The following is a 22,919-nucleotide window of genomic DNA, read 5'->3' as shown; positions in this document are numbered from 1 at the left end:
TCGCCTGGGTTTGCCCGTGTCCGCACGGGCAAACCCTTAATGCCATTTTCTGTTTCGGATATTTCATGGAAAAGCGCGCCGTTTTCAAAAGCACCTGGTTGCCGCTGCTGTTCGCATTGCCGCAGCTGGCACTGATCCTCCTGTTCTTCTACTGGCCCGTCGCGGCGGTGATCAACTGGGCCTTCACCCTCCAGCCGCCCTTTGGCGGTGCGGCGGAATTCGTCGGTTTCGCCAATTTCCAGGAAGTCTTCTCCGATCCGTTCTACTGGCATTCCGTTACCGTCAGCCTGATCTTCGCGACCGTCGGCCCCTTCGTCGCCATACTCATCGGCCTCGTCCTGGCTCTCTCCGTCGATCGCCAGCTTCCCGGCTCCGGATTTTTCCGGGTTCTGTATATCCTGCCCTTCGCCATTGCAGGGCCTGCCGCCGGCCTCGCCTTCCGCTTCATCCTGTCGCCCGAACGCGGGCTTGCCGCATCTTTGAACGCCGCCTGGCCTGACATCTGGAACCCGGCCAAATACGGCGAACATGCGCTGGCGCTCGTCATCGCCATCTTCATCTGGAAATGGGCGGGTTATACCTTCATCTTCCTGTTCGCCGGCCTGCAATCCGTACCCCGTTCGCTGACAGAAGCCGCGGCGATGGACGGCTCCGGGCCGATCCGCCGCGCCATAGACATTCAGGTACCGTTGCTCGCACCGACGCTGTTCTTCCTGATGGTGACGATGATGACCGAAGGTTTCGTCGGCCAGGATACGTTCGGCATCGTGCATTCACTCACGGCAGGCGGCCCCAACCGCGCCACCGATGTGATGGTTTACCGCATTGTCACCGAAGCCTTCGAAGGACTGAACTATTCCGGCGCCTCGGCACAAACCATCGTCCTGATCGGCCTCATCATGGTCTTCACCTTCATCCAGTTCCGCTTCATCGAGCGGCGCGTCCATTACAAGTGAGACCGGCATGATCCAGCGCACGCCCTATTCCGACGCTTTGACCTACGTGATCATGGTCGCCGGGTTTCTGCTTCTCATCGGCCCCTTCATCGTGGTGCTGGCAGGCGCCAGCCAGACGGTGCAGCAGGTGAACCACACGCCTTTCAGCTTCATGCCGCAGGGCGAGCTTTTCAACAATCTCAGCGCCGCATGGACCCGCGCCAATCTGGGCAACGCCATGTTCAACAGCTTGGTCATGGCCTCGCTCGTCACGGCGGGCAAGGTGGCCCTTTCCGCACTCACCGCCTTCGCCATCGTGTTTTTCCGTTCGCCGCTGAAACACCTGTTCTTCTGGTCCGTCTTCATCACGCTGATGCTGCCGCTCGAAATTCGCGCCGTTCCAACCTATGCCGTGGCGGCGGACGTGTTCCAGCCGTTCCGTTACCTCGTGGCGCTGGTCAGCGGTTACGAAATCAACGTCGAATGGAACCTGCTGAACTCCTATGCCGGCCTGTCGCTGCCGCTCGTCGCCACGGCCACCGGCACCTTTCTCTACCGGCAGTTCTTCATGACCCTGCCCGACGAGTTGGCGGAAGCGGCGCGCATGGACGGTTCCGGTCCCGTGCGTTTCTTTTTCGACGTGCTGCTGCCGCTGTCGCGCACCAACATGCTGGCCCTCACCACCATTCTCTTCGTCAGCTCGTGGAACCAGTATCTGTGGCCGCTGCTGATGGTCACCGACCCTTCCTACAAGACGGTTATGATGTCGCTGCGTGCGCTTTTGCCTTCCGAGGACGGCTCGCCGGACTGGAACGTCACGCTCGCCGGTTCCCTCATCATCATCCTGCCGCCGCTTCTCGTCGTGGCGTTCCTGCAACGCTGGTTCGTCCGCGGTCTCGTCTCGTCCGACAAGTGACGAGACGGCGTGTGGCTTCAACAACAAGGTTTTAATATCATGGCTCAGATCGATATTCGGCAGGTCCGCAAATCCTACGGCAAGACCCCGACCCTGCACGGCGTGGATCTCACTTTCGAAACCGGCGAATTCGTCGTCATCCTCGGCCCCTCGGGTTGCGGCAAATCCACGCTTTTGCGCATGATCGCCGGGCTGGAGGATATCACGTCAGGTGAAATCGCCATTGGCGGGCGCGTCGTCAACACGTTGGAACCACGCGAGCGCGGTTGCGCCATGGTGTTCCAGAATTATGCGCTTTATCCGCATATGACGGTATCAGGCAATATCGGTTATGCGCTGAAAGTGGCAGGCGTGCCCAAGGCCGAGCGCCTGCGCCGTATCGAGGAAACGGCAAAGATCGTCGGCCTTTCCGATTATCTCGAACGCAAGCCCGCCGCCCTATCCGGAGGCCAGCGCCAGCGCGTGGCCATGGCCCGCGCGATCATCCGCGAACCGCAGGTGTTCCTCTTCGACGAGCCGCTGTCCAACCTCGATGCCAAGCTGCGTGTGACGATGCGCGCCGAGATCTGCAAGCTGCACCAGCGCCTGTCGGCCACCTCCGTCTTCGTGACCCACGATCAGGTGGAAGCCATGACGTTGGCCGACCGGCTGGTGGTAATGAACAAGGGCAATGTCGAACAGGTCGGCCATCCGCTCGATATCTATCACCGCCCGGCCAGCACCTTCGTAGCCTCCTTCATCGGTTCGCCAGCAATGAACCTGTTCAACACGCGGGTAGAGGTCGAATCTCCTTCCGTGATGCTCGGCGGCACGCCGGTCAAACTCTTCCCCGAAACCGCGCTGGAACTGCGCGGTCGTGACGTAACGGTGGGCATCCGCCCGGAACAATGCCTGGTCAGCACGGAAGGTGCCGGCGTGCCGGCAACCGTCGATTTCGTCGAGGAGCTGGGTTCCGGTCGCATCGTGCATGCGGATATCAACGGCGAGACCTTCTCCGCCGCCATCGGCGAGGATCTGTTGGTCAAACCCGGCCAGCGCATCCACTTCGAGCTGCCCACCGCCCACCTCCACTTCTTCGATCCTGCCACCGGCAAGCGGATCGAAACCGAAGGCGCGGTCCAAGCCACGCGCATCGGCAACGAGAAGCTGCTGGCGGTTTAACGGCGGCGTGACACGTCCGGCGTGGCTGCGGAAATATTCCGCCTCGCCGGACCTGGGAGCGACGTTTGGTTTGGTGCTATGCAGCCACACCGACAGCATAAATTACATGAACAAACTCAGTCAATATTCTGAATTTGCGATATTTTATCATACACAACGGCCTGCGGAATATCCGCTACCATTCGTTTCGCTGTGGCCACCAGCTGTTCCACCTCGTAGATGACCGGCCGGCCGGCCGCTGTGACGAGGCCCCACTGGAACGGTATGTGGAACGAGAGGGGCAGAACGCGTACCCCCTCCACCGGCAGGCCCCAGAGGGTGATCGATTCGACGATGGCGATGCCGAGCCCCATGCGCGCAAGCGAGAGGGAAACATAGGTCGCGTTGCTGTCGATCACGGAGGACAGGTCAACACCGAGATTGGAGAGCACGTCATTGATCCGCATGCGAAGACGGAAGGGGTTTGCGGAAGCGATAAGCCGGTGTCCGGCAAGGTCTTCCGCGGAGATCACCGCCTTTTGCGCAAGCGGATGATCCTCCGCCACCACGGCCACGCATGGGACCTCCCCAAGCCAGTGGATGTCGATGCCGGGATTATCGAGCGGGAGGCTGACGGCACCCAGATCCGCTGTGCCGGCCATCACCGCCTGCACGACATTTTCCGACGAAATGCTTTGCAGATGCACGTGATCGGGAAACCTGTCTGGCGGCAGCGCGGCAAGCGCCCTCGGCAGAAGACTGGCGGCAATCGCCGGAATGGAGGCAACCTCGATGGCCGTGCGGCGCGCGGCGCGAATGCGCCTTGCGCTTTCGCTGATCGTCCTGAGGCCACTGAGGAACAGTTCCGCCTGGGCGAAAAAGGCGACACCCTTTTCGGTGGGCGTGATGCGGGGACCGTTGCGATGCAGCAGCGCAAAACCGATTTCACCCTCAAGGTCCTGGATGAGGCGCGTGACGACGGGTTGGGACTTGCCCAGCGCCTTCGCCGCACCGGTTATGCTGCCGATCGAAACCACGGCCACGAAAGCCTCGAGTTGCCGCGTATCGAGATAGTCAGACACCATTTTCCACTCCGCCCCGAGACATGTGCTTCTTCCTGATCGCCACTAAGCGCTATACCTGCCCGTGATCTTCATGGCCAGCCGGCAGCCAAAGCGCCTCGCGCCCGTCAAAGGGATCGGGAGTGGCACCAAACCCCGCCGGGCTTAACCGCAGAACCATTGGCTTTTCGGCATGATAATGCGGCCACTCGCCATTCGGCGCGGTGGGCCATCCGTCCTTTATGAAAGAGGCCCATAGAGCATGGATCGTTCTCGCAAAGCCCGCATCCGTCACCCGCTGGCGTTGCGGCAGTTCGCGGCCGTTCAGGCCATCGCGATACCAGACGCAGCCGACTTCTGCCCCATGCGGCTCGCCCAGCTCATCGACCCCCAGTGAACCATAGAGATATTTATAGACCGGGTTGAAACGGACATGCAGCTTTGCGAAACGGATCGCGGGAAGCTGGAAGACCAGATCACCGGCAACCGCCCGCCAGATGCCGCGCGGGCTGTGGCGCGGCAGGGCACTGCGATAACGCTCGACAATACGCGACCCGCTGAGGCCGCATGGCAGAACGCGCTCATGCAGCAGTTCGGCGCAGAGAGCAAAATCCATCTCCGGCTGCGCGGTCGCGTGGGTGACGTATTCTCCCGTCGTGCAGCCGATCATCATCGGCACGGCGGCCGTGCGCCCTGCCTGCGCGGCGGTTTCAGGATGTTCCGGCAGGCTCACCCCATCGACAACAGGAACGAAGGGAACGCCGAGCATCGCGGCCGTCCCGTCGCGGGCAAAATCATGATGTTCATAGGACTGGTTGCAGAGATCGCGCTGGATTTCGAGCAGCCTCTCCATGGGAAGAGCAGCGAGCGACGCATCATCCATATCCGCCGCCGCCAGAAAGCGGCGCGAGAGCTTGGCTGCATCCTCCAGAGAGGCGATTGCCGTGCTTGCGCCGCTTTGTGGCATGGCCCGATGAAAAAGCCCCTGCGCTTGCGGCATCGCCATCAGCGTCGCGACCGCAAAGCCTCCGGCCGAGCGCCCCGCCAGCGCCACCCGGTCCGGATCACCACCAAAGGCGGTGATATTGTCGCGCACCCATTCGAGCGCGGCGATGAGGTCGAGCAGACCGCGATTGTCAGGCTTGCCCTCGACATGAAGGAAGCCGAGCGCACCAAGGCGATAATTGACCGTGACTTCGACAATGCCACTTGCCGCAAAAGCACCGCTCTGCAGCACCGGTTCATTGGCCGAGCCGACCGCATAACCGCCACCATGGATCCAGAACAGCACCGGCGCCCGGCCAGCCGGATCCGGCGTGCGGATATTGACGGTCAGGAAATCCTCGCCGAAAGCAAGTTTCGAGGTCGCGGCGGTGCCGACCGGGCCGTAGGTCGGAATTTGCGGACAGACGGGGCCGAGCCGGGTGGCATCGCGCACATCCTGCCATGGCAAAACCGGCTGCGGCGCTTCGAAACGCCGTTCCGGCGTGACCGGCGCGGCATAGGGCACGCCGAGAAAGGCGTGAATTCCGTTTTCCCTGATACCCTGCAGCGCGCCGGCTGCCACCTTCACGATGGTCATGTCACAACACCTTGCGCAATCCGATCAGCCGCTCGACCGCCACGACCACACCAACCGAGATGAAGATGAGGATGACGGAGAGCGCGGCGATCTGCGGATCGGTGGAATATTCCAGATAGTGATAGATTTCCGTCGGCAGCGTCGAGGATTTCACCGAAACGATGAAGAGCGAGATCGTCGCTTCGTCGAAGGAAATCAGGAAGGCGATGACCGCACCGGCGATGAGACCGGGTCGAACAAGCGGCAACGTGATACGCCACAGCACCATGGCGGGCGATGCGCCGTGAACGCGCGCCGCCTCCTCGACACGGCGATCCACCGCCATAAGGCTCATGGTGATGGTGCGCACGGTATAGGGTGTGGTGATGCCGAGATGCGCCAGAAAGATGCCGGTATAGCTGTCGAGCAACCCTAGTGGACCAAGCACCAGCATCACACCGACGGCAAGCACGATATGCGGCACGAGGAAAGGCGCGAGGATCAGGAAATTGAGCGCCCCCTTGCCGCGGAATTCGTGCCGCGACAGCGCCAGCGACAGAAGCAACCCCGCGAAGATCGAGACAAAACCGACGAGCAGGCCGATGCCAAGGCTTCGCCAGAAGGCGCTGATGAACTTGGCATTGGCGAAAACCTTGGCATAGGAGCCAAAGGAGAAGCTTTCCGGCGGAAACGCCAGATATTGCCGCGTATCGAAGGAAATGATCAGGACGACGATGATCGGCGCCAGAAGGAACAGGTAAAGCAGGGTCAGCAGAAGCGCGTGGGCGAGACGTCCGAATTTCGCGTCCATGGCCGGCCTCACGTCTCAAGCGCGCGCATGGCGCGCTGGTAAATCACGATCACACTGCCGAACAGGACGAGCAACAGCACCGAAAGTGCGGCGGCCAGCGGCCAGTTCAGCGTCACCGTCGCCTCGTTATAAACCTCCGTACCGATGACGAAGACACGGCCACCGCCCATCAGGCGCGGCGTGACGAAGGACGAGATGGCCAGCACGAAGACGAGAAGTGCGGCCGTCAGAACCCCGGGCAATGAAAGCGGCAGCACGATACGGGTAAACACGCGCAGGCGGTTTGCCCCGAGCATCGCGGCGGCCTCCTCGAATTGTGTGTTCAGCCGGCCAAATCCGCTCAGCATCGCAAGAATTGCATAGGGCATCAGGATTTCGACCAGTGCGACGGTGGCACCGAAATAATTGTTGGTCAGCCGGATGACGCCATCCGTCAGGCCGGAGGATTGCAGCGCCGAGTTGATGACGCCCCTGTCCCCCAGAATGACCATCCAGCCATAGGTGCGCACCACCGAGGAGGTGAGAAGCGGTGCCACGGCAAGTGCGGTCAGCACACCGCGCCAGCGGCTCTGGGTACGGGCAAGAAAGAGCGCGATGGGATAGGAAAGCACGACCGCCAGAACCGCGACGTTTACGCCGAGATAAAGCGTGTTCCAGGCGATTTTCCAGTAAAACGGGTCAAACAGCACGGTTCGGTAGGATTCGAGCGTCCAGTCGCCGCCGCGAAGGGCGGCCATGGCCGAGGACGCGAATGACGCCCGCACCAGCCAGATGAGTGGCAGCAGGAAGGTCGTCAGTAGCGCAATAAGGCCCGGCAAAAGCAGAAGAAGCAGGATGCCGCGATGCGATGCGCTGCCACCGGCAGAATGGCTTGCCGCCGCCATCAGGCCGCCTCCCCGATCAGCGTCACATCCTCTGGTGCAACGGAAAGCGTCACCCGCTCGCCCTTCACCGGCAAAGCGGCGGCATGGGTGGGCAAATCAGCCTGAAGGCGGTGGTCGCCCGCGCGCACGCCGAGCGTGAGCATCTGGCCGCGATAGGTGACATGTTCGACAATCCCGGAAAAAGTATTGACGCCCTCGCCCAACACGAAGCGGTGCGGCCGCACCAGAAACCGTGCTTTCTGCCCGGCCGGCACGGCGCCTGCAAAATGCAGGAAGCCGAGACCCGGGATTTCCGCGCGGCCCGGCGCGACCACGGTGCCAGCAAGAAACGAGCCGGCCCCGATGAAGGAGGCGACGAAATCCGTCTTCGGCCTGTCGAAAATCTCGCGTGGCGTGCCGATCTGCTCGATCCGGCCTTCAGACATGACGGCGAGCCGGTCGGCCATCGAAAGCGCTTCGTCCTGATCATGGGTCACGAAAATGCTGGTAACGCCGGTGCGGTTCTGGATATCGCGGATTTCATCGCGCATCTCGTCGCGCAGTTTCGCATCGAGATTGGAGAGTGGCTCGTCAAACAGCAGCAGCGCGGGTTCGATGACGAGCGAGCGCGCAATTGCCGCCCGCTGCTGCTGACCGCCGGAAAGCTGGGAGACGCGTCTTTCGCCGAAGCCGGAAAGCTTGACCAGATCGAGCGCCCTTGCCACCCTCTCCTTGCGCTCCGACTTTGGAATGCCGCGCATTTCCAGCCCGAAGGCGATATTTTCGGAAACATTCATATGCGGGAACAGGGCATAGGCCTGGAAAACCATGCCCATATTGCGCTGATGGACGGGGGTTGCGGAGATATCGCGGCCATCCAGACGGATTTCACCCGAAGTTACCGGGATAAGACCGGCGATCATGCGCAGGATCGTCGTCTTGCCGCAGCCGGATGGCCCCAAGAGCGCCAGCATTTCCCCGCGCGGCAGGGAAAAGCTGACGTGATCCACGGAGGGCTTGAGGGCGCCCGGATAGGTCTTCACGAGATTGTCGATCTCGACATGATGATCGGCCATGGCGTCCTCTGCTTCCTGTCTCAATTCGCCGCGATGACCTCGCGGTTGATCCGCTGTATCCACGCCGAATATTTGTCCGCCACGAAGTTCCAGTCGAGAGAAGACTGCGCGGCCTGCGCTTCCTTGCTGCCATAGATGCGGGCAGCGACGGGCTCGCTCAGCGAGACCTTGCTGTTGACCGGACCGTAGAAGCTCTTTTCGGCGAATGTCGCCTGCGCCTCGGCGCTCAACGCATAATTGACGAAAAGTTCGGCGGCCTCCTTATTGGCGGAACCTTCGACCAGACCGATCGTGTTCGTCTGGCCAATGGAGCCTTCCTTTGGCAAGGCCACGCCGATCTTGCCGCCCTGCGTGTCATGCAGATATTGCGCGCGGCCATTCCAGCAGATGGAAAGATCGACCTCGCCGCTCTGCACCACGGCATAGCAATCCGGAGCCGGTTCGAAGGTTGAAACGCTCGGCGCAACCTGTTTCAGGAAATCGATGGCCGGATCGACGGAGGTCATGTAGTCGCCGCCCTTCAGCTTGGTGAGGATCGGCAAGAGAATGACACCGCGCGTATCGGAAAGCTTGGCGGCGATCTTTCCCTTGTATTTCGGGTCGGCAAGATCGGTCCAGCTTGTCGGCGGTTCCTTCACCGCGTCGGTATTGTAGAGGATGGCGAGATTGTCCTGCGAGAAGGCAACGGCGCGGTCGCTGTCGATGCGCGCCCATTCCGGCTGCTCGGCCAGGTTCGGCACCTTGGCGGGATCAAGCTTGGTGAACAATTCCTCCTTGTTCGCCTTGATGGCAACCGAGACGTCGATCAGGGCGACGTCGACCTTCGGTTCGGCACGCTGAAGGGTGAGCAGCGCCAGCGTTTCGGCCGAATTCTTGCTCTGCTGATAATTCACCTCGATGCCCGGATGTTTGGCCTTGAAGGCATCGATGATGAATTTCTGATAGTTATCCGCAAAGACGCCGGAGAAACCGACGATATTGACGGTGCCTTTCGTCGCATCCTGCGCAAAGACGGTTCCCGAGAGCGATGCGATCCCGGCGGCAACGATGCCGGCGAAGAGAGCGGCCTTGCGGCGCTGATGAGCATTTTTCATTTCAATTGCCTCCGTTTGATTGTGGTGTTGTCAGATTACGGGTCGCCACGCGGCATCCAGCACCCGCAGCCAGTTTTGTCCGAGAAGTTTCAGAACGAGCGTTTCGCTCCAGCCGCGCGCCAGCATGCGGGCGGTGATATTGGGCACCTCGCCGATGCGCTCGATGCCCTTCGGCTTGGAAATCTTGACCGTTGCGAACTCCGTCAGCGTGCGGGCCGTGCCCTTGTCGCGGTTGGCCCAGAGCTGCCAGGGGCCGGGACGCGGCCGCTCCTGCGAGAAATCCGTGCCGATGCCGACATGATCTTCACCGACGAGGTCGATGACATAGGCCATTGCATCGAGATAATCCTCGACCGTCGCATCGTTTCCGGCAGCAAGACCCGGCGCAAAAAGGCTGATGCCGATGATGCCGCCTTTCTCCGCGCATGCCTTGAGGAGTTCATCCGGCTTGTTGCGTTTCACGTCGCGAAGAGCGCGCGGCAGCACATGCGAGATGCAGACCGGCGCCTTCGAGCGGGCGATGACATCCGCCGTGGTTCTGTCGCCGACATGGCTCAGATCGCAAAGCACGCCGACGCGGTTCATCTCCCCAAGCACCTCGCGGCCGAAGCCGGTCAGGCCGCTATCGTTTTCCTCAAGGTAGCCGGCACCGGAATAGTTCTGGGTATTGTAAGTGAGCTGCATGATGCCGACGCCGAGATCCTTGAAAATCTCGACATAATCAAGCTTGTCTTCCAGCGGCGACGTGTTCTGCCAGCCGATGATGATACCCGTTCTGTTTTCCGCCTTGGCCGCGTGAATATCGGCGACCGTGCGCACCGGGCGGATCAGGTCGTCATTTTCCCGCAGGAAACGCTTCCATTCGCTGACATAACCGATGCCTTCACGGAAATTTTCCCAGATCACGCTGGAGACGTTGACGGCGGTCAGGCCACCCGCGCGCATGTCTTCGAATATCGACCTGCTCCACTGGCAGGTTTGCAGGCCGTCGATGACGATGGCATCATTGTGGAGTTTTGCGGCATCGGTCATGCGGATGTCCTCACTGCGGATTGTGAAAGCTGCTGCTTGAGCGCCCCAAGGGCGCGGCTTGCGAATTCCAAGCGATCCTGCCCCCAGAAAAGCTCGCCGTTCACCACATAGGTCGGCGTTCCGAAGATACCGAGGCGCTCGGCCTCAGTGAGATTTCCATGCCACTCCGCCACGATGTCTTCAGGCTGCGGATCGCGCACCAGTGACACAGCTTCAGCACCGAGAACGGTCTGCGCGATGGCGCGGAGTGTCTCGAGATCGGCAATGTCGCGATCTTCGCTCCACAATGCGCGCTGGATGGCGAAGGAAAGGCTGATCGCATCCAGCCCGGCCTTCTGCGCGGCGATGACAAGTTGGGCCGCGCGTTCGATGGTGGCGCAGGGGTAAAATTTCGGCGTGAGATTGAGCGGCATGTCGAGATAACGCCGCCACCGGTCCAGCTCCACCGCATGATAATTCTGCCGGGCATCCGGGCGGCTGCGCAGCGGAATGCCGCCATTGGCCTCGATGATGCGGATTGGGCGCAGTACAATCTCGGCTCCATGCGAACGCGCGACTTCGACCGCCCGTGGCGCACCGAAATAGGCCCACGGCGATGAAATGCCGTAAAATATCTCCAGTTTCAGTGCCGGTTCAGCCATTGGCATGCTCCTTGATCTTGTCCTGCGCGTCCGCGTCGCGCCATTCCTCGCCGGTGATTTCAGCGGCGTCGTGGTTCATGAAAGTCTCGAAATGGCGGGCGCGGTCTTCGACGAAAAGCGAGCGGGCAATACCCTGCGCCAGCCGCTCCGCCCCCTGACTGACCGCCGGAATGCCACTGGTGATTTTTCCGTGGGAGGGAACAGCCGGATAGGCAAAGCAATGGATACGGGAAATCGTCTCCGCCTCAGTCGTCGGCAAATCCGGTTTCGGCAGAAATTCGAAGGCCGGCCCGAGATAGGGATAGGACCCCAGCGCATCGTTGCTTTGCTCGACGGGCGGCTGGTAGGCGTCGCGCCAGAGCAGGACGCGGCCGCTTAAGGCCACAAATTCCGGACGCCGGGCAAAATCGACATCGAAGCCGGTGGCGAAAATGATGCGATCGGCCGGATAGTGCCCCTTCGGCGTCTCGATTTCCACCGCATCGCCCACTTCCGTCAGGCTGAGAACTGGGCTGGCCAGATGGAAGAAGGCGTTGGCATGGCGCGAGACCCTGAGCACACTGTGGCGCGGCGGCGGGATTTGCGTCCGTTCCGCCTCGACCATGAAGGCCCAGCGGTCAGCATCAGGCAGGCCAATGTAACCGTGGGTCATCCCAAGGCTGGCCACGCCACCGAATTTCTCCACACGCGGAATATCCGGCCTGCGAATGAAAAGGTCGACGCGAGCAGCCCCCGCCTCAAGTGCTGCGGCGGCATTGTCCATCGCCGAAGCCCCGGCACCGACCACGGCGACACGTTTGCCCCGCAAGGCGCTGATGTCGAACACGTCGCCGCTGTGGCGCACGAAGCGGGCGGGAACCGTTTTCGCCACATCCGGCAATCGCGGCGCACCGAGGCCATCGAGCCCCGTCGCCAAAATCACCCGACGCGCCAAAACCCTGGCCCTACCTTCCGGCCCCTGCAATTCGAGATCGAGCAGGCCATCCTCGCGCAAAACGAGGTTGACGAGCGTGGTATCGTTGCTCACCGGCAGCGCCAGCACATTGCGATACCAGACCATGTAAGCCATCCACGCCTCACGCGGAATAAGCTGCATGTCCTCGTAAGCGCGGCCGCCGAACTGCGCCTCGAACCATGCGCGGAATGTCAGGGAGGGCACGCCGAGAGCGGGACCGGCGAGTTCCTTGCGGGTGCGCAATGTTTCCATGCGCGCGCTCGTCATCCACGGCCCTTCCAGCCCGTTCGATGCCCTGTCGAAAGCCCTGATATTGTCGATTCCGGCAAATGAAAGAGCAGCCAGCGCGGTGAGCCCGCAAAGCCCTGCGCCGATGACCGCAACGTCAAGCACTTCGGCACCCTCGAGCTGCATGCGCGGCACCCACGGCTTCGCCGGCCGCTCGAGCAGGGTTAGCTCCTGCGCAAGCCTCGCCTCAAGCGCCGGCAAGCCGACAGCATCAGAGGACACAGCACTGGTTTTGCGATCTTCCATCATGTCATTTCTGAATTAATAGGCATTAAAAATTCTATTTAAGCATTATAAGAAACACAGATGCGCAGATGCGGAAAGCAAAATTCTTCTAATGATTTGCGGTTTTCAGCAAATTTTGGCGCAAGCGGCAGAAAGTGAGGTTCAGCCTGTCGATTCTAACGCTCACCAGCGTTGAAACAAAGCCAGCAACGGTGATGGTGATCATCGCCAAATGGGGGATTTCAGGAAAATTCTTTCGGTTTGGAAATCATAATCGGAATAGTCTTTGCGGCGCTAATCCACCGGCAGGGATATCGTCGCGAGGAGTATCGGGCCGCCTTCGCCCCTCGGAGGCAACAGGCAATACAAGCCGCCCGGATCAGAAACACCGACGAAAGAGTGAAGCCCAATGGCAAATGATCGCAAACTGCATCTCGGCGCCTTCATGCGGCCCGTCAGTCTTCACACGGGTGCATGGCGTTATCCGGGTTCCTACCCGGATGCGAATTTCAATTTCGCCCATCTGGCGCGTTTCGCTCAGCAGCTTGAAGCAGCGAAATTCGATGCATTCTTCATGGCCGATCATCTGGCGGTGCTGAACATGCCCACGGAAGCCCTGCGCCGCAGCCATACCGTGACGTCTTTCGAGCCCTTCACCCTGCTTTCGGCGCTCGCTGCCGTCACCTCCCGAATCGGCCTCGTCGCCACCGCCTCCACCACATTCGATGAGCCCTATCACGTCGCCCGGCGTTTCGCCTCGCTCGACCACCTCAGCAATGGCCGCGCCGGCTGGAACATCGTCACCACGTCGAACCCGGATGCTGCGCTGAATTTCGGTCGTGACGAACAGCCTGACCATACCGAACGTTATGGGCGAGCGCGGGAATTTTACGATGTCGTCACTGGCCTCTGGGACTCCTTCTCCGACGATGCCTTTATCCGGGATGTCGATAGCGGGCTGTTCTTCGATCCTGAAAAAATGCACGTCCTCAACCACAAAGGACCGGAATTTTCCGTGCGCGGACCGCTCAATATTGCGCGTCCGGTGCAGGGTTGGCCTGTCATCGTTCAGGCTGGCGCCTCAGAGCCGGGACGCCAGCTTGCCGCCGAAACCGCTGAAGTGGTTTTTGCGGCAACGCCCACCCTTGCGGCGGGAAAGGCCTTTTATAAGGACGTCAAGGACAGGACTGTCGCGGCGGGGCGTTCCCGCGACGGCATTGTCATTCTGCCAGGTGCTTTTGTTCTGGTCGCCGATACGGTGGAAGAAGCGAAGGCCAAACGCGCCAGGCTCGACAGCCTCGTCCATTATGAAAGCGCGATCGCCTCGCTTTCGATTGCGTTAGGCCACGATGTCTCCGGTTTCGATCCCGATGGTCCATTGCCTGACATCCCAGAAACGAATGCCAGCAAATCCAGCCGTGAAAGGGTAATCGAACTCGCCAGAAGCGAAGGCCTGACCGTGCGCCAGCTTGCCCAGCGGCTGGGCGGTTATGCCGGCCTTGCCTTCGTTGGGACGGCACGGACCATTGCCGATGAAATGGAGCAATGGCTATACGAAGAGGGTTCGGACGGTTTCAACGTCACCTTCCCGTTCCTGCCCGCCGGTCTCGACGCTTTCACCACCCTGCTAGTACCGGAACTGCAAAGACGCGGCCTGTTTAGAAAGGACTATGAGGGATCGACCTTGCGCGACCACCTGGGTCTGCAACGGCCGGCCAATCGTTTTTCCCTGAATAAGGCGCCGTCGCGCCGATCCCACCGACTGTAGGGAGATTTTCCACAGCTGCCCTGAAGTTTGGCATGAGGTTCCAGAAGGGCCGATTGACCTCAAAAACGCTCGCCAATACCCTTTAAGTACACAAAATACATAAATTAGGTGAATTAATATGAAGGCTGAACATTCTCGTCGCCAGATCCTCAAACTCGGCATTGCCGGCGCTCTCGCGGCACCGCTTGTCACCGGCAATGCGTTGGCAGAGAGCTCACCGGACTTCCCCGCGGAGCTGAAGCTGGACTGGGGATTTTACTCGTCCCACACGCTGTTGATAAAGAACAAGGGCTGGCTTGAGGAAGCTTTCAAGGATGTCGGCACCAAGATCACCTGGGTGCAATCCCGGGGCAGCAACAATTCGCTGGAATTCCTGAAGGTCGGCTCGACGGATTTTGCCGGTTCAGCGGCACTTTCCGCCTTCCTGGCCCGCGCCAACGGCGTGCCGCTGAAAGTCATCTATGTGGCAAGCTGGGGTGGTTCCTCCATCATTCAGGTGCGCCCGGATTCACCCGTCAAGACCGTCGCCGATCTCAAGGGCAAAACCATTGCGGTCACCAAGGGTACCGCGCCCTATTTCACCCTCCTCCGCGCCCTAGCCCAGTCCAAACTGTCGATCGATGACCTCAAGGTCGTGAACCTGCAGCATCCGGAAGGCTTCAATGCGCTTCAGCAGGGACAGGTTGATGCGTGGGTCGGCATCGATCCGCATACCTCTCAGGCAGAACTTGCCGGTGACAGGGCGATTTTCGATGAGCGCAGCTGGCGCGACGGCAGCGTTTTCAGCGTTTCCGAGGAATTTCTGGCGAAGTACCCGAAAGCGGTCGATAGACTTCTCGGCGTCTGGGTGCAGACGCAAAAATGGATCCGCGAAAACAACAGCGAATTCATCGATTTCGTCACGCAGGTCACCGGCAACGACCCCAAGATCACCAAGCTGACGATCGAAAAGCGCGACTGGAAGGATCCTGTTCCGGGCGAGGAGCTGCTGAACTCGATCCGCATCGTGACCCCGCTGCTCGGCGACGATGTGCTGCGTCCGGGTGTCAATGTCGACAACGTCCTTTCGTCGCTGATCGATCCGGCACCGGCGAAAAAGGCACTCGGCGCATGAATTCCCATCCGCGCGAATTCCAGCGCGTGAAACAGACTGCGAAACAATTCCCCTCCCGATTGCCGTTCTTGCAGAGGGCGGGGAATTTCCTTGAGCGGTTCGACCTGCGGGGCGCGATCGTGCCGGTCGGGTCATTGTTGCTGCTGGAATTCTTTGTGCGCGTGGGCTGGGTAAGCCCCTATGTGCTGCCGCCGCCCTCCGAGCTTTACGAGACATTTCTGCGCCTTGCGGAAGGTCCTTTGTGGACAAATGTCGCGGCCAGTACCGCGCGTGTCTTCGTCGGTTTCGTTATCGGCTCTTTGCTTGCAATCGTCGTCGGTTCGCTGGTCGGGCTGGTCGTTGCCGCCGAACGCTATCTCGAGCCGACTTTTCAGGCACTTCGAGCAGTCCCAAGCCTTGCATGGGTACCGCTGCTGATGATCTGGTTCGGCATCGGCGAGACCTCGAAAATCGTGCTGATCGCCAAAAGCGCGTTTTTCCCTGTTTATCTCAACCTCTTCTCCGGCATCCGAAATGTCGACCGCAAGCTGGTGGAAGTGGGCGAGATGTATCGCCAGCCGCTGCCCGTGCTGGTGTGGCGGATTTTCATTCCCGCCTCTTTGCCGCATCTGTTCACCGGTCTGCGTTACGGACTTTCGTTGGCCTGGCTGAGCGTTGTCGCTGCCGAGCTTCTGGCCGCATCTGAAGGCATCGGTTACATGCTTTCCGACGGGCGGGAACTGTCCCGACCCGATCTGGTGATGATCGCGATTATCTGCCTTGCGGTTCTCGGCAAGATTTCCGACAGCCTCTTCAAGATGGTCGAGGAACGTTGCCTCAGATGGCGCGACACCTATCCCCTTCAGCAAGGAGGGCGCCTGCGATGAGTTTGCTCAATGTCAATGTGCGCGAAAAAGCCTTCGGAGATACGGTGGTCCTTCAGGATATCCACCTGACGCTCGGCGATAGTGAAGCCGCGGTTCTTCTCGGGCCGAGTGGGTGTGGAAAAAGTACCTTGCTGCGCATCGCCGCCGGCCTCGACCGGCATTTTTCAGGCGCAGTCAAGGTTCAGCAGGCAACGGAAGATCAGGCATCGGACTCCCCACCCATCGCCTTTGTCTTTCAGGAACCCCGCCTGATGCCATGGCTGACGGTTGCTGAAAATATCGGTTATGCGGCAGGTAAAAGATATGACGTCGAGCGTGTCGAAGGGCTGATCAACGACGTAGGTTTGAGTGGCCATGGCAGCGTGTTGCCGAAAGCCCTTTCAGGGGGCATGGCGCAGCGGGTCGCCATTGCAAGAGCGCTCTATACCCAGCCGCGCATATTGCTGCTCGACGAACCCTTCAGCGCGGTCGACGCTTTTACGCGGATGAAATTGCAGGACCTTGTCCTGAAACTCGTTGAACAGCGCGGCATTTCCTTCCTGCTTGTCACCCACGATATTGACGAAGCGCTCTATCTCGGTGACCGGATTTACATGATGGGCGCCCATGACGGCCGTATCCAGCAACGGATAGAAGTGGACGAGCCGCGCCCGCGTGACCGAAGGTCGCCACAGCTCGCCAGCCTCAAGAACGAGGTGCTGACCGCCCTGCACAACGCCCATGTCATCTGATCGGCATCGGCGTCTTCCGCCGCCCTCACCCTTTCACGCCGGATGAAATCATGATGGCTTCCGTCACGCGCCGCTGGAAGATGACATAGGCGACGATGACCGGCAGCGCCGCCAGCATGGCGATGGCCATCAGGCGCGCATAAACGATGCCGAAAGTATCGTTGACCTGCGTGATGCCGACGGGGATCGTCATCATGTTTTCGGATGTGACCACGAGGAAAGGCCAGAAGAAGGCGTTCCACACCGTAATGAAAGTCACGATCGCCATGGCGGTCGTGATGCCCCAGTTCAGCGGCAGATACACCTTGAACAGGATCGTATATTCGCCGCCTCCATCCAGAACCACCGCCTCGCGCATCTCCTTGGGCACGCTGTCGAAGAACTGCTTGTAAACGATGATGACGATGGGCGTGATGAGCTGCGGCAGAATGATGCCGGCCCATGTGTTGATGAGGTTGAGGTTCTTCATCAGGATGAACTGCGTGACGACAAGCGTCTGCGCCGGCACCATGAAGCTCGCCAGCACGATGCCATAAAGCAGGCGCCGCCCCGGAAAGCGGATCTGCGACAGCGCATAGGCGCACAACATCGAAATGATCAGGACAGAAACCGTGACGATGGCGGCGGTGCCGATGGAGTTCACATACCAGGTCAACAGCCGCGTGTTGAAGATCGCGTTCACATAGGCACCGAGCTGGAATTCATCAGGCAGCAGCGAGGTGTTGCCCGCAACATTCTCGTCCGAGCGCAACGACGTCACGAAACCCCAGTAAAGCAGAAAAATCCACACGAGCGCTGCCGAAAACGTCAGCAGGGTGAGAACGACGTTCTCTAGTCTTTTGGTCGGGCTCATGAATTCCTCCGGATGCGCAGCAACTGGAACTGGAGAACGGATACGATGACGATCAACAGGAAGAGTACGGTTGCAACGGCGGATGCATAACCGCCATTGTTCATCTGGAAGGCTTCCCGGTAGACCTTGAGCAGAAGCACGAAGCTGGAATTGAAGGGTCCGCCGCCGCTCAGGAGATAGATCTGGTCGAATATCTTCAGTTGCAGGATCAATTGCAGAGTCAGGATCAGAGCTGTCACGGGCCACAGAAGCGGCCATGTGACACGCCAGAACCGTTGCCATGTCGTTGCGCCATCCAGAGCCGCAGCCTCATAAAGCTCGGTCGGAATGTTGCGCAGGCCGGCAATGAACAGCAGAACGTTAAAGCCGTTCGTCCACCAGATGGTGACGACAGCGACCATCGGCATGACCCAATTGGGGTTCTTGAAAACGGCGGTGGGTTTGCCCGCCAGCAGCGAAATGACGGGCTGGAGAACGCCGAACTGCAGATCGAGCATCCAGGCCCAGATCTCTGTGACGACCGAAACCGGCAGGACGTAGGGCAGGAAAAACAGGCTCATGGCGATCGTCTGCTTGACGCCGGACAATCGGCTGACCGCAAGCGCAATCATCAAGGCGATGACCGTTGTCGGCACCACCGTCAGCAGCACGAAATAGCCATTGTTCTTGAGCGAGGTCACGAACAGGCGGTCGCTCAGCAGTTTTACGTAGTTCTGCAGGCCGACCCAGTTTCCGTCGCCGATCAGCGGCGCATCCGTGAAGCTGATGCGCACCATCTCGATCAGGGGGTAAAGAAAGAACGTGGTGAAGACCACGATGAATGGCGTCACCATCGACAGCGCGATCAGCGATTTCTTGCGCCGGTTTTCAATCATAGCCATGGAATGCCTCCGGGACCTCCCGTATTGCACGCTGCCCTCCGGCCGACAGCCGGAGGGCAGTCACGGATTACTTGAGCTTGCTTTGCAGCTCGGACTTGATCTGCTCGACCGCATCCGCACCGCTCATATAGCCCTGAATGGCCGGAGCGATGACGTTGAGCGCTGCATCGTAGGCTGGAGAGGCAACCCCGGTAATCGTGGTCTTCGGATCGAACACCGCCGCCTCCGCCAGCGAGGCATAGGTGGCATTGGGCTGCATCGCCTTGTATTCGCTGCTTTCGGTGATCGATTTATAGGCCGGGATATGCCCCGCATCGGCCCAGCTGATGGCGTGTTTTTCCATCCAGCCGATAACCTTCATGACAGCGGCGCGTTTCTCGCCGGAAACGGTCTTGTCGCCCTGGTTGGGGATCGCAAAGGCGTGCAGATCCGCCCAGGTGGCGCGCTTGCCCATGAAGGGCGGCACTTCGACGGCACTCCATTTGAAGCCGAGCTTGCCGTTCTTTTCCAGATCCTTGTAGGTCGGAACCTCCCATACGCCGTTCAGCTGGAAGGCGGATTTGCCGGCGGAGAAGAGAGCAACGGACGCCGGATATTCCGCCTGCTCGGGCGCCCAGCCGTTTTCCCGCCACTTCGACATGGTCTCTATGGCCTTGGCGGCCTTTTCGGCATTGTCACCGGCGAGTACCTCGTTGTTGGTGACCAGCTCGCCACCCTGCTGCGAGAACAATGTATAGAACACACGCCAGACACCGGCTTCGCCGCCGGACTGATAGGTGACCGGCGTCTGCACGCCCTTGTCCTTCGCCCAGGCCAGCGCCATTTCGAAGTCTTCCATCGTCTTGATACCGGTCAACTTGCCCTCGGCATCAAGATAGGGAGACCCCTTCAGGAGATCGGCATTGTAATAAAGCACGAGGGCATGGATATCGAACGGCACCGCATAAAGCTTGCCGTCATGGGTTGCGGCCTCGACGGGTGCACTAAAGAAATCGCTGGTCTTCAACCCGGCATCACCAAGGTCTTTTTCGGTGATCTCGCTCAGCACTTTTTCCTCAAGCCCGAGCGGCGCGCGCGACAGGTGATAGGTCATGACATCAGGACCCTCGCCGACGGCAGAAGCCGTGCGCACCTTGGTGTAAAAAGGAACGCCCCATTCAAGCGTCGTTCCCTTGATCTGGACATCGGGGTGTTCCTTGTTGAAGGCGTCAATCAGCGCCTTCATGCGCACGCCGTCGCCGCCCGACAGAAAGTCCCACCAGACGATATCCTGTTTTGCCAGCGCCGGCAGGGCGCTCAGGCCCAGAACCGTACCAACAAGCAATGTCTTGATCAGTCGCATCGTTCACTCCTCCCGTTTTTTGGAAACACCCCGTTCAAAGGGTTGGTTTGCTGCATCGACAGGCGCCTCCTCGCGCCTATCGCAACCTTTTGCCGTCGCTGTCGAAAACCATGATGTTATCGGGCGAGGCGCTCAGCGAGACGGACCGGCCATCCAGCCGCTCGCGCGAGCCCTGCCGCTGCACGACAAGTTCTTTCCCGGTCTTCGTGCGGGTGTAGAGATAAGACAGATCGCCAAGCTCCTCCGCCACCTCGACGTTGACCGGCAACGCACCCTCTTGCGTGATCACCAGATGTTCGGGCCTGATGCCGATTTCGACCCGTTGGCCGATGGACACCGGTTGCGAAAGCCGGGCTTCGAGCTGCTTTTCCCCGCCTTCAAGCGCAAGCGTGACGATGCCATCCCGTTGCCCGACAATGTCGGCTGCAAGGAAGTTCATCGCGGGCGATCCGATGAAGCCCGCGACGAAACGGTTATCCGGATCGTCGTAAAGGGTGAGCGGCGCACCGGCCTGCTGCACGATGCCGCCCTTCAGCACGAAAATCTTATCCGCAAGCGTCATGGCCTCCACCTGGTCGTGCGTGACATAGATCATCGTGGCGCCGAGCTTGCGGTGAAGCCGGGTCAGTTCCAGCCGCATCTGGACGCGCAGTTCCGCATCCAGATTTGACAGCGGTTCATCGAAGAGAAACACCTTTGGCTGCCGCACGATCGCGCGGCCAATGGCAACGCGCTGCCTCTGGCCGCCGGAAAGCTGCGACGGTTTTTTGTGCAGATTATCTTCAAGCTGGAGGATGCGGGCAGCTTCCCCCACCCTCTCGTTTACCTCCGCTTTCGGCCGGCGGGCGAGACGCAGGCTGAAAGCCATGTTCTCGAACACCGTCAGATGCGGATAGAGCGCATAATTCTGGAAGACCATGGCAACGCCACGATCCGCCGGCTCGACGGCCGTGACATCGCGGTCGTCGATGGCGATGTGACCGCCGCTGGTTTCCTCAAGACCGGCGATCATGCGCAACAGGGTGGATTTTCCGCAACCGGAAGGCCCCACGAAAACCGCGAAGCTGCCCGTCGGAATCTCCATCGAAACATCCCGGATGGCTGCAAAGGAGCCGAAGGACTTGGCGATATTGCTGAGACGGACACCCATCACCGCCTCACTTAACCTTCACGCGCAGAACATGATAGGACAGCGCCGGCACGGAGCCTTTGAGCGCTCCATCCTCGACACCGATACCGCTGCCCGGCACCGGCACGACACGATCAGGCTGATCAGGACCGTTGCCGACCCTCAGATCATATCCCGCCATGGCAAGATGCAGGCTGAGCGCCACGGGCGAAAACCCGGTGAGGCCGACATTGAGCTCCGCAGCCTCGGTGAGATGGCGATTGAGGACGAACAGCGTCACCACGCCTTCCTCTTCGTTGTACACACCGGCGACATCGAGATATTTGACGTCATCCGCCGCGTTGCAATCATAGGTCGGGCAATCGACGGCAACGTTCAGCGCAACACCACGACCATAGAGCGAGGCGAACTGATAGGGATAATAGATCGTCTGGCGCCATGCCGGTCCGTTCTTTTCCGCACGGATGGGGGCAATGACGTTGACGAGCTGGGCGATGCAGGCGATGCGCACCCGGTCCGAACGGCGGATGAACTCGTTGAGCAACCCGGCCACGAAAAGAGCATCCTCGAAATTATAGGTCTCTTCCAGAAGTGCCGGTGCTTCCGGCCAGTCCCAGCTCTTGACGCGTTTGCCGTCGTCTTCGCGGATATGATACCAGACGTTCCACTCGTCAAAGCAGATGGAAACCTCATTCTTGGCGCGCTTCTTGGCTTTCACATAATCGATGACGCCAGCGATGGTCTGAATGTAACGCCCGGTTTCTTCGATCTTGCCGAAGTAGTTCAGCGTGTCGCGGCTGTTATTGCCGAAATATTTGTGCAGCGAGATGTGGTCCACATTCTCGTAGCACTCTTCCAGCACCTCGCGCTCCCATTCGGGATAGGTCGGCATGCCGTCGTTCGAACTTCCGCAGACGATCGCTTCGATGGTAGGATCGAAACCCTTGAAGGCCTTGGCGGTCTCGTTTGCCAAACGGCCATATTCCACCGCCGTCTTGTGGCCGATCTGCCAGGGACCGTCCATCTCGTTGCCAAGGCACCACATCTTCACGCCATGGGGCTTCTCAGCGCCGTGGTTGCGGCGAAGGTCGCTAAGCTCGGTACCACCAGGGAAATTCACGTATTCGAGGAAGTTGCGGGCATCATCCAGACCACGGGAACCCAGATTGACCGCAAGCATCATCTCTATGCCGGCCATCGAGGCCCAGTCTGCGAACTCGTTGACGCCGATCTGGTTGGTTTCCTTGGAACGCCACGCAAGATCCAGCCGCACGGGCCGCTTGTCACGGGGGCCGATGCCATCTTCCCAACGATAGGCCGAAACGAAGTTGCCGCCGGGATAACGGATCGCCGGGATTTTCAGATCCTGCACGAATTTCAGGACATCCTTGCGAAAGCCGTTTTCATCCGCCTGCGGATGGCCGGGCTCGTAAATCCCGCCATAGATCGCCCGCCCCATATGCTCGATGAAGGCGGAATATAGGCGATCGTCGATACGCCCAATCCGGAAGTCCCGGTGGACTGAAACCCGCGCTTTCATAGGCTCTCCTCCCATGCGCATTTATATCTTAAAATATGATATAAACCATATTTCATAATATAGTTGCCAAGGAATCCGCGCCTGTCAACCGCGAAAA

General features: G+C 59.9%; 21 protein-coding genes. 7 read left to right on the top strand and 14 right to left on the bottom strand.

The features are described 5' to 3' along the window. Positions 1-65 precede the first annotated feature (65 nt). From RBH10_RS09070 to RBH10_RS09060, 3 genes are read left to right on the top strand one after another with little or no spacing between them, the layout of a single operon-like run. The gene (locus RBH10_RS09070; RefSeq protein ID WP_281039392.1) at positions 66-956 is read left to right on the top strand and encodes a carbohydrate ABC transporter permease; all 891 of its coding nucleotides are present in this window, start codon (positions 66-68) and stop codon (positions 954-956) included. 7 nt (positions 957-963) lie between these two features. After that, entirely contained in the window at positions 964-1,851 is an 888-nt protein-coding gene (locus tag RBH10_RS09065) for an ABC transporter permease subunit (protein ID WP_045021742.1), read from the top strand. Positions 1,852-1,890: 39 nt separating this feature from the next. Next, a complete protein-coding gene (locus tag RBH10_RS09060; protein ID WP_306180535.1) occupies positions 1,891-3,012 on the top strand; it encodes a sn-glycerol-3-phosphate import ATP-binding protein UgpC in 1,122 nt (373 codons plus the stop codon). 116 nt (positions 3,013-3,128) lie between these two features. Here RBH10_RS09060 and RBH10_RS09055 read toward each other — a convergent pair whose 3' ends face one another. From RBH10_RS09055 to RBH10_RS09015, 9 genes are read right to left on the bottom strand one after another with little or no spacing between them, the layout of a single operon-like run. Beyond that, positions 3,129-4,076 carry a LysR family transcriptional regulator gene (locus RBH10_RS09055; RefSeq protein ID WP_045021738.1) on the bottom strand — a complete coding sequence of 316 codons (948 nt, stop codon included), beginning with the start codon at positions 4,074-4,076 and terminating at the stop codon, positions 3,129-3,131. 49 nt (positions 4,077-4,125) lie between these two features. Then, the gene (locus tag RBH10_RS09050) at positions 4,126-5,634 is read right to left on the bottom strand and encodes a carboxylesterase/lipase family protein (RefSeq protein ID WP_281039390.1); all 1,509 of its coding nucleotides are present in this window, start codon (positions 5,632-5,634) and stop codon (positions 4,126-4,128) included. A 1-nt stretch (position 5,635) separates the two neighbouring features. Further along, on the bottom strand, positions 5,636-6,424 hold the full coding sequence (locus RBH10_RS09045; RefSeq protein ID WP_281039389.1) for an ABC transporter permease: 789 nt from the start codon (positions 6,422-6,424) through the stop codon (positions 5,636-5,638). Positions 6,425-6,432: 8 nt separating this feature from the next. Continuing rightward, complete coding sequence (locus RBH10_RS09040) at positions 6,433-7,308, bottom strand: ABC transporter permease (protein WP_281039388.1); 876 nt, start codon at positions 7,306-7,308, stop codon at positions 6,433-6,435. Then, positions 7,308-8,363: an ABC transporter ATP-binding protein gene (locus tag RBH10_RS09035; RefSeq protein ID WP_281039387.1), complete on the bottom strand. Its 1,056-nt coding sequence runs from the start codon at positions 8,361-8,363 to the stop codon at positions 7,308-7,310. Before RBH10_RS09035 ends, RBH10_RS09040 begins: the two co-directional genes overlap by 1 nt. A 20-nt stretch (positions 8,364-8,383) precedes the next feature. Further along, complete coding sequence (locus RBH10_RS09030; protein WP_281039386.1) at positions 8,384-9,457, bottom strand: ABC transporter substrate-binding protein; 1,074 nt, start codon at positions 9,455-9,457, stop codon at positions 8,384-8,386. Between the two features lie 30 nt (positions 9,458-9,487). Then, on the bottom strand, positions 9,488-10,489 hold the full coding sequence (locus RBH10_RS09025; protein ID WP_281039385.1) for a dipeptidase: 1,002 nt from the start codon (positions 10,487-10,489) through the stop codon (positions 9,488-9,490). Further along, positions 10,486-11,130 (bottom strand): 2-hydroxychromene-2-carboxylate isomerase, encoded by a 645-nt coding sequence (locus RBH10_RS09020; RefSeq protein WP_281039384.1) that lies wholly within the window; start codon positions 11,128-11,130, stop codon positions 10,486-10,488. Before RBH10_RS09020 ends, RBH10_RS09025 begins: the two co-directional genes overlap by 4 nt. Beyond that, a complete protein-coding gene (locus tag RBH10_RS09015; RefSeq protein WP_281039383.1) occupies positions 11,123-12,622 on the bottom strand; it encodes an NAD(P)-binding domain-containing protein in 1,500 nt (499 codons plus the stop codon). The genes RBH10_RS09020 and RBH10_RS09015 overlap by 8 nt, the downstream gene beginning before the upstream one ends. 385 nt (positions 12,623-13,007) lie before the next feature. On the opposite strand from RBH10_RS09015, the gene RBH10_RS09010 reads away from it, so the two are divergent. From RBH10_RS09010 to RBH10_RS08995, 4 genes are all read left to right on the top strand, one after another. Then, positions 13,008-14,366 carry an LLM class flavin-dependent oxidoreductase gene (locus RBH10_RS09010; RefSeq protein ID WP_306180534.1) on the top strand — a complete coding sequence of 453 codons (1,359 nt, stop codon included), beginning with the start codon at positions 13,008-13,010 and terminating at the stop codon, positions 14,364-14,366. Between the two features lie 118 nt (positions 14,367-14,484). After that, positions 14,485-15,480, top strand: coding sequence for an aliphatic sulfonate ABC transporter substrate-binding protein (locus RBH10_RS09005; RefSeq protein ID WP_281039381.1), 996 nt, complete (start codon positions 14,485-14,487; stop codon positions 15,478-15,480). Next, complete coding sequence (locus RBH10_RS09000) at positions 15,477-16,346, top strand: ABC transporter permease (RefSeq protein WP_281039380.1); 870 nt, start codon at positions 15,477-15,479, stop codon at positions 16,344-16,346. The genes RBH10_RS09005 and RBH10_RS09000 overlap by 4 nt, the downstream gene beginning before the upstream one ends. Further along, entirely contained in the window at positions 16,343-17,077 is a 735-nt protein-coding gene (locus RBH10_RS08995) for an ABC transporter ATP-binding protein (RefSeq protein ID WP_281039379.1), read from the top strand. The genes RBH10_RS09000 and RBH10_RS08995 overlap by 4 nt, the downstream gene beginning before the upstream one ends. A gap of 25 nt (positions 17,078-17,102) precedes the next feature. Here the strand turns inward: RBH10_RS08995 and RBH10_RS08990 are convergent, their stop codons facing one another. The 5 genes from RBH10_RS08990 to RBH10_RS08970 form a co-directional block, all read right to left on the bottom strand. Next, a complete protein-coding gene (locus RBH10_RS08990; protein ID WP_281039378.1) occupies positions 17,103-17,930 on the bottom strand; it encodes a carbohydrate ABC transporter permease in 828 nt (275 codons plus the stop codon). Next, entirely contained in the window at positions 17,927-18,811 is an 885-nt protein-coding gene (locus RBH10_RS08985) for a carbohydrate ABC transporter permease (RefSeq protein WP_281039377.1), read from the bottom strand. The genes RBH10_RS08990 and RBH10_RS08985 overlap by 4 nt, the downstream gene beginning before the upstream one ends. A 67-nt stretch (positions 18,812-18,878) precedes the next feature. After that, entirely contained in the window at positions 18,879-20,153 is a 1,275-nt protein-coding gene (locus tag RBH10_RS08980) for an extracellular solute-binding protein (RefSeq protein ID WP_306180533.1), read from the bottom strand. Positions 20,154-20,229: 76 nt separating this feature from the next. Then, a complete protein-coding gene (locus RBH10_RS08975; RefSeq protein ID WP_281039375.1) occupies positions 20,230-21,303 on the bottom strand; it encodes an ABC transporter ATP-binding protein in 1,074 nt (357 codons plus the stop codon). A gap of 7 nt (positions 21,304-21,310) precedes the next feature. Further along, entirely contained in the window at positions 21,311-22,822 is a 1,512-nt protein-coding gene (locus RBH10_RS08970) for an alpha-N-arabinofuranosidase (RefSeq protein WP_281039374.1), read from the bottom strand. Positions 22,823-22,919: the final 97 nt, after the last annotated feature.

This window comes from Rhizobium sp. AN73, assembly GCF_030757975.1.
GTDB classification, from domain to species: domain Bacteria; phylum Pseudomonadota; class Alphaproteobacteria; order Rhizobiales; family Rhizobiaceae; genus Agrobacterium; species Agrobacterium arsenijevicii.
Note: the sequence above shows the minus strand (reverse complement) of the source record. Positions and strands in the feature narration are given on the sequence as shown.

What these genes read in the sequence shown, in the direction of transcription:
- RBH10_RS09070 (WP_281039392.1), top strand. Translation starts at nt 66, where the DNA reads ATGGAAAAGCGCGCCGTTTTCAAAAGCACCTGGTTGCCGCTGCTGTTC.
- RBH10_RS09065 (WP_045021742.1), top strand. Translation starts at nt 964, where the DNA reads ATGATCCAGCGCACGCCCTATTCCGACGCTTTGACCTACGTGATCATG.
- RBH10_RS09060 (WP_306180535.1), top strand. Translation starts at nt 1,891, where the DNA reads ATGGCTCAGATCGATATTCGGCAGGTCCGCAAATCCTACGGCAAGACC.
- RBH10_RS09055 (WP_045021738.1), bottom strand. Translation starts at nt 4,076, where the DNA reads ATGGTGTCTGACTATCTCGATACGCGGCAACTCGAGGCTTTCGTGGCC.
- RBH10_RS09050 (WP_281039390.1), bottom strand. Translation starts at nt 5,634, where the DNA reads ATGACCATCGTGAAGGTGGCAGCCGGCGCGCTGCAGGGTATCAGGGAA.
- RBH10_RS09045 (WP_281039389.1), bottom strand. Translation starts at nt 6,424, where the DNA reads ATGGACGCGAAATTCGGACGTCTCGCCCACGCGCTTCTGCTGACCCTG.
- RBH10_RS09040 (WP_281039388.1), bottom strand. Translation starts at nt 7,308, where the DNA reads ATGGCGGCGGCAAGCCATTCTGCCGGTGGCAGCGCATCGCATCGCGGC.
- RBH10_RS09035 (WP_281039387.1), bottom strand. Translation starts at nt 8,363, where the DNA reads ATGGCCGATCATCATGTCGAGATCGACAATCTCGTGAAGACCTATCCG.
- RBH10_RS09030 (WP_281039386.1), bottom strand. Translation starts at nt 9,457, where the DNA reads ATGAAAAATGCTCATCAGCGCCGCAAGGCCGCTCTCTTCGCCGGCATC.
- RBH10_RS09025 (WP_281039385.1), bottom strand. Translation starts at nt 10,489, where the DNA reads ATGACCGATGCCGCAAAACTCCACAATGATGCCATCGTCATCGACGGC.
- RBH10_RS09020 (WP_281039384.1), bottom strand. Translation starts at nt 11,130, where the DNA reads ATGGCTGAACCGGCACTGAAACTGGAGATATTTTACGGCATTTCATCG.
- RBH10_RS09015 (WP_281039383.1), bottom strand. Translation starts at nt 12,622, where the DNA reads ATGATGGAAGATCGCAAAACCAGTGCTGTGTCCTCTGATGCTGTCGGC.
- RBH10_RS09010 (WP_306180534.1), top strand. Translation starts at nt 13,008, where the DNA reads ATGGCAAATGATCGCAAACTGCATCTCGGCGCCTTCATGCGGCCCGTC.
- RBH10_RS09005 (WP_281039381.1), top strand. Translation starts at nt 14,485, where the DNA reads ATGAAGGCTGAACATTCTCGTCGCCAGATCCTCAAACTCGGCATTGCC.
- RBH10_RS09000 (WP_281039380.1), top strand. Translation starts at nt 15,477, where the DNA reads ATGAATTCCCATCCGCGCGAATTCCAGCGCGTGAAACAGACTGCGAAA.
- RBH10_RS08995 (WP_281039379.1), top strand. Translation starts at nt 16,343, where the DNA reads ATGAGTTTGCTCAATGTCAATGTGCGCGAAAAAGCCTTCGGAGATACG.
- RBH10_RS08990 (WP_281039378.1), bottom strand. Translation starts at nt 17,930, where the DNA reads ATGAGCCCGACCAAAAGACTAGAGAACGTCGTTCTCACCCTGCTGACG.
- RBH10_RS08985 (WP_281039377.1), bottom strand. Translation starts at nt 18,811, where the DNA reads ATGGCTATGATTGAAAACCGGCGCAAGAAATCGCTGATCGCGCTGTCG.
- RBH10_RS08980 (WP_306180533.1), bottom strand. Translation starts at nt 20,153, where the DNA reads ATGCGACTGATCAAGACATTGCTTGTTGGTACGGTTCTGGGCCTGAGC.
- RBH10_RS08975 (WP_281039375.1), bottom strand. Translation starts at nt 21,303, where the DNA reads ATGGGTGTCCGTCTCAGCAATATCGCCAAGTCCTTCGGCTCCTTTGCA.
- RBH10_RS08970 (WP_281039374.1), bottom strand. Translation starts at nt 22,822, where the DNA reads ATGAAAGCGCGGGTTTCAGTCCACCGGGACTTCCGGATTGGGCGTATC.